The 6,481-nt window shown below is 42.2% G+C and carries 3 protein-coding genes and 1 pseudogene; all 4 read left to right on the forward strand.

Annotation, left to right across the window (positions count from 1 at the left end):
- Window positions 1-16 precede the first annotated feature (16 nt).
- The 4 genes and pseudogenes from ACO1D1_RS14875 (at window position 17) to ACO1D1_RS14890 (ending at window position 6,217) form a co-directional block, all read left to right on the forward strand.
- Complete coding sequence (locus ACO1D1_RS14875; protein WP_423336375.1) at window positions 17-1,741, forward strand: thiamine pyrophosphate-binding protein; 1,725 nt, start codon at window positions 17-19, stop codon at window positions 1,739-1,741.
- Between the two features lie 42 nt (window positions 1,742-1,783).
- Window positions 1,784-3,254 (forward strand): annotated as a pseudogene (locus ACO1D1_RS14880) (aldehyde dehydrogenase family protein).
- Between the two features lie 297 nt (window positions 3,255-3,551).
- On the forward strand, window positions 3,552-4,727 hold the full coding sequence (locus ACO1D1_RS14885; RefSeq protein ID WP_423336376.1) for a Glu/Leu/Phe/Val family dehydrogenase: 1,176 nt from the start codon (window positions 3,552-3,554) through the stop codon (window positions 4,725-4,727).
- Window positions 4,728-4,798: 71 nt separating this feature from the next.
- A complete protein-coding gene (locus ACO1D1_RS14890) occupies window positions 4,799-6,217 on the forward strand; it encodes an amino acid permease (RefSeq protein ID WP_423336377.1) in 1,419 nt (472 codons plus the stop codon).
- Window positions 6,218-6,481: the final 264 nt, after the last annotated feature.

Here is a 6,481-nt window from a genome sequence, read left to right on the forward strand (position 1 = left end):
TTTGGAGGGTATGACCATGAACAATCAAACGGAATTCACAGTTGCAGACGCAATCGTAAAAGAGCTTGTACAAGCAGAAGTGAACGTAGTTTACGGGATCGTTAGTATTCACAATATGCCGATTTATGATGCAATCTTGCGGGAAGGAAGCATCCGTATCGTCACTGCCCGCGGTGAAAGTGGAGCGGTCAACATGGCTGATGCCTATGCACGTGCGACAGGAAAATTGGGGGTTGTCATTACAAGTACTGGTACTGGAGCTGGGAACGGTGCAGGTTCATTGGTAGAATCATGGAACGCAGGGACACCTGTTTTACACATTACAGGGGAAGCTGATTCTCATTATATTGGAACGGATCAACGTTATATCCACGAAGCGAAGGATCAGTTAAAAATGATGGATGGTGCAAACAAAGCTGCCTATTTGTTGAAGCGTCCAAAGCAAATCACCCCATTTATTCGCTTGGCGATTAAAGAGGCAGGGACTGTTCCGACTGGTCCTGTTACTATTTCCATTCCAACGAATTTCCAAGCGCAAATTATTCCGCAAAATCAATTGGTCGAGGTGGCGATGGGGCAAAATTTAAAAACGAAAATCAACATTCCAGCAGAAGTAATTGAAAAGATTGCTTCAGCAAAAAGACCCGTCATCTGGGCAGGAAATGGAGTGATTGCTTCAAATGCCTCTGAGGAACTTCAAATGTTAGTAGATAAAATTCAGCCTGCAGTCGTTACAAGTGAATCCGGTAAAGGGTCAATCCCTGAAAATCACCCGCTTTGCATCGGTAACTTTGCTTTTACTTCTCAAGTGGAGGAACTATTGAGAAACTCGGATCTACTTCTCAGTATTGGGGTCCGTTTTCGCGGAACGGAAACGAATAACTGGACGCTCCCAGTACCAGAAAATCATATAAATATCGATTTGAATCCAAATGCATTTAACCGCAATTTTGATACATTGTATACACTGGTTGGGAATGCAAAAGACGTTTTACAAGAGATTAACATTGCGTTAACACAGAAGGAGATTCTTCCAGATGCAGCTTATGTGGATGAAGTGAAGGCTGCCCGTCAAGCCGTGCGTGATGAACTTCGCAGCAATATTGGCCCTTACGGAGACATTGCAGATATCATGCGTGAACAGCTGCCTGAGAATACAATGTTGGTGACTGACGTAACCATTCCCGGATATACTTGGGGGAATAAATTGTTCGACATGTATGAACCAAGAAATTACCTTTACGTGACCGGCGGAGGAATAGGTCAAGGGTTGCCAATGGCGATCGGTGCCAAAATTGGTCAGCCAGAAAAGCCTGTCGTTCTTATTGTAGGAGACGGCGGATTCATGGTGAATGCTGGTGAGATGATTACTGCGATTCAGGAAGATACGCCGATAATCGTTCTCTTATTTGATGATGGCGGATATGGAATCTTAAGATACTACCAAGAATCAGCATATGGCAGACGGACATCTGTCGACTTGAAAAATCCAGATTTCGTCATGATGGCAAAATCAATGGGCTTTGAATCAGAGAAAGTATCCTCGGTCGGTGGGTTTAAGGATGGGTTAGCAAATGCCATCGCAAGCAAGAAACCTTATATGGTTGTCGTAGATGTTGAAGCAGTAGGAGTATTGGAATACAAGGATACGGATGAATACATTGCATCTTTCCGTCCAAATCAAAATACGGATACGTTTTCACCGAATTCAGGCGTTCATCCACCATTTCAAAATGTATGAACAGGCAGAGGCCATAACAAATGGGGAGGAAACAAAGGTATGATAAAAGAATTGAAACAATATATAAATGGGAATTGGGCAGAGTCCAGTAACCCGCAAAAACTTGATATCATGAATCCTGCTACACAGGAAAGTCATTGCCAGAGCCCCAAAAGCAACAAAAGAAGAAACAGAAGAAGCAATCAAAATAGCGAAGAGAACGTTTGAAAGTGGAGTATGGTCTGATCAATCCTCGGAGGAGCGGGCGGCGGTATTACTTCAGATTGCTGATAAACTGCAGGAAAATATCCATGAGTTAAGGGATTTGGAAGTACAGAATAATGGAAAAACAAAAAGAGAGGCACAGTCGGATGCTGAGGAGGCGGTTCATGCATTTCGTTATTACGCAGGTCTGCTTACACTCCCTAATGGCCAAGTGTTTGAAGCATCCCAGGAGATGCAAACATTGATTGTAAAGGAACCGATCGGTGTTGCAGGATTAATTGTTCCTTGGAATTTCCCTTTATTGATGAGTGTTTGGAAGATTGCTCCAGCATTGGCAGCAGGAAATAGCATTCTATTAAAACCGGCAGAAATTACCCCAATGACAGCGGTAAAAGTATTTGAGCTGATTGATCAGACTGATTTACCAAAGGGAGTTGCGAACCTCCTTCTGGGATCTGGATCGGTTGTCGGCCAGACGATTGCTGAAAGCAATGATGTGGATGTTGTTTCTTTTACTGGAAGCACTGAGGTCGGCCGCCATATCATGCAGGCTGCGACTACAAATATGAAAAAGGTGTCCCTTGAGCTGGGAGGGAAATCTCCGAACATCATTTTTGATGATGCAGATTTAGAAACAGCCGTCGATTACTCCTTATTTGGTATTTTCATGGGTTCTGGGCAAGTTTGCTCGTCGGGGAGCCGTATTCTTGTCCAAGAAAGTATCTACGATGAATTTGTAGAGAAATATGTAGAAAAAGCAAAGGGAATACGAGTGGGTCCCGGAAATGATGAGCAATCCCAGATGGGAGCGATTGTCAGTGAAAAGCACTTCGAGAGTATACTGGACTACATCCAGATTGGCAAAGAAGAAGGTGCAACCCTTTCTCTGGGCGGCAATCGAATCGAGAAAGACGGTTTGGAAAAGGGATTTTTCATTGAACCTACCGTCTTCACTCATGTAACAAGCGATATGCGGATTGTCAGGGAAGAAATCTTTGGTCCTGTCGTCACCATCCAGAAATTCACTAATGAAGAAGAGGCGATCAAGATTGCCAATGATACAGAGTTCGGACTTGCGGGTGCGGTTTTCTCTACAGATCAAAACAAAGCACTAAGGGTCATCAAAAAGGTCCGTGCCGGCATCACATGGGTGAATGCCTACCATCTAACGAATATTCAAGCCCCATGGGGAGGTTATAAGCAAAGTGGTATTGGCAGAAGCCTTGGTACGTATGGATTGGATGAATATCAGGAGACGAAACAAATTAACATTAATCTGGATCCAAAGCCAATTCATTGGTTTGAATAGAGGCTTAACAAATAGACTGCAAGTAATCTTCTGCACTATTTTTGCAAGGGACCTAATTGTTAGAATAAGGGTGAGTTTGCAGGGACTCGTTGAACACCATTGCACTCACTTTCATAGGAATAAAACCTTATATGTCCGCTGTTTTGTTCATAGAAAAGTTGGCATGAATTTTGCTAGTAAACTAGTAGGTGTAAATAGGGGATGGCAGCAATAGTAATCGATAATTTTGTAAGCGCTTTAACAGTGTGTGCTATCATACTAGTAAACAACATGTTCAAAATGAAGGAGGTATGAAGATTGAATAAACCATATTTAGTTGTAGAGTGGAATGATACGGAAACAGATGCACAAGGGTGGCTAGTTGTTCATAACTTCATAAAAGGTTATACAGGCGGCGGTACGAGAATGCATCCGTCAGTGACAAGGGAAGAGGTTATAAGATTAGCCAAGGCAATGGCTTATAAGTATGTAGCGAATGACAGTGGAACGACTGGGGGATGTAAGGCGGGTATTTCTTATGATTATAAAGCTCCTGATGCATATGCCGTACTAAGAAGATTTTTAATTGCCATGATGCCTTATATTGATATTGGCGTATCTTTGGGAAGTGATTTAGGTACAAAATATGAAGATGTGCTCAAGATTTTTAACGAATTCGGCATTGAGATCCCTTTGACGAAGTCAATGAAACACAATCCTGCTGTGCTTCATGGGATAAAGGAATTTGAAAGGCTGATGAAAACAAGTATTGACGGATTACCTTTATATGATGCTGTCACAGGATATGGTGTTGCCTTTTCGGCAGATGAAGCGTGGAAATTTAAGAACGGTAAAGGCGGAGCGAGGGTTGTCATCCAAGGCTTCGGTTGTGTAGGTGCAAGCTGTGCATTAAAACTGTCTCAATTAGGCTATAAAATAGTCGGAATTTCGGATGCGAACTTGTTAGTCACTTGTGATGATGGGTTAGATGTTCAGAAGCTCCTTACCCATAAAAATGGATATGGAGAAATGGATCAAGACTATTTTGAACCGAATTATACTGTAAGGCCAAATTCAGACTGGCTTCATGTGGACTGCGATATCCTCATCCCATGTGCATTAGAGGACGTAATAAATGAGTCAAATGCTGATACTGTAAAAGCAGGTTTGATTGTTGAAGCTGCAAATATTCCGATCTCTTCCGATGGAGATCAAATCATCAAACAAAGAGGAATCGACATCGTCAATGATTTTGTTGCGAACCTAGGGGCCATAAGGTTTTATGACGCAGTTATTTTTGGACTGGTTAAACCGGATCCGCAGTCCGTCATAGAGGATATTGAAAAGCTATGCAGAAAAAATACCTATCGATTATTTTCGGAAGCAAAGGAACAAAACAGGTATCAACGCGACGTTGCCTATGAAATTTTTAAACCGGAAGTCAGCGATTTAGTAGAGTTTGCTGATCCTTCCGAAAAGGTTCAGCTCGGATAAACTATTAGTATTACGGGCAATCATTCTAGTAAATCGATCATGGGGATAGAATAAAAATTGGGAGGGATTAGATGCAGCAAGAACTAGGTAATCAACCAAAAGAATTAAAACGTTCAATGAAAAGTAGACATTTATTTATGCTTTCCATAGGCGGAGTCATTGGAACTGGTCTTTTTCTAGGATCCGGGTATGCGATTGGTGAGGCCGGACCTGCAGGATCGATTGTTGCCTACTTGGTCGGTGGATTACTTATGTACTTGGTCATGGTTTGCCTTGGAGAACTATCCGTCGTGATGCCGGTATCTGGCTCCTTTCAGGCTCATACAGAGAAATTTATCGGTCCTGCCTCCGGGTTTATGATTGGCTGGACCTACTGGTTGAGCTGGGCTATTTATGTAGGACTGGAGTTTATTGCGGCCGGTTTGCTAATGGCCAGATGGTTTCCGGATGTACCAATATGGGTATGGTGCGCAGTTTTTACCTTACTTTTGTTTGGTATAAACGCTTTGACCGCAAGAGGCTTTGCCGAGATGGAATATTGGTTCTCTGCGATAAAGGTACTTGCTGTCATCCTTTTTATTGTGATTGGTGGAGCTGCCGTGTTCGGATTAATTCCTATCCAGGGAGAATCTCCCCCATTCCTCTCAAATTTTTTCGGTGATGGATTATTTCCAATGGGATTCATTGGTGTATTTATTTCGATGATGACAGTCGTGTATTCATTTATGGGTTCGGAAATTATGGGTGTTGCAGCAGGTGAAACAGAGGATCCTGAAAAGAGTATACCAAAGGCCATTCGTAGTATCATCATCCGTATTTTACTTTTCTATGTACTTGCAACCTTTGTCTTATCAGCCATTGTTCCGTGGAAAGAAGCGGGGGTTCTCGAAAGCCCGTTTGTAACTGTATTCGACATGATCGGTATTCCCTATGCAGCTGATATTATGAATTTCGTTATTTTAACAGCCATTCTTTCGGTGGGAAATACAGGTTTGTTTGCTTGTGCGAGAATCCTTTTTTCCCTTTCACAAAGTGGGCATGCCCCTCGTTCCTTCGGAAAGGTAAATAAGCGCGGTGTACCTATGAACGCATTGATCGTGTCTCTCGCTTTTGCCTTGTTGTCCTTGCTTACTAGTGTCGTAGCAGAAGAAACATTATTTGTGGTACTTCTTGCTATCAGTGGTGTTGGAGGACTGGTTACGTGGATGGCGATAGCGCTTGCACAGTATAAATTTCGTAAACAGTATATTGCGAGTGGTGCAAAGTTGGAGGATTTGAAATATAAAGTTCCTTTCTTCCCTTTGGTTCCGATTGCGTGCTTCATCATGTGCATTGGAATCGTCGTGTTTACCGCTTTCGATCCGACACAGCGGACATCTTTCTACATAGGATTCGGCTTTGTGGTCGCTTGCTATGTTTTTTACCATTTTAAATTTACTAGAAAAGCTACAATCGAAACAAATAGCCAACAGGATAAAATAGGGCATTAAATTTTCAGAATCATCAAAAAGTTAAATGGTAACTAACAAAGAACTTAAAAGATATTGAAGCAACAATGCAGCACTGTGGAGCTGCTTAGACTTGAAGGAAACCTGCAATTGCATGGACCGTATGGTGTGACCATCACCAGCGGTCTTTTTTAACTATATACAAAGTATAGATATAATTATAGAACCACTATAGGTCTCTGCCAATCTACCTAAGTACCTTCCGACTTCTCCCCATAGGCGATTTTGAATAACTAGTGAAAAGGA

The sequence above is a fragment of the Neobacillus sp. 19 genome, from assembly GCF_049463095.1.
Lineage (GTDB): Bacteria > Bacillota > Bacilli > Bacillales > Cytobacillaceae > Neobacillus.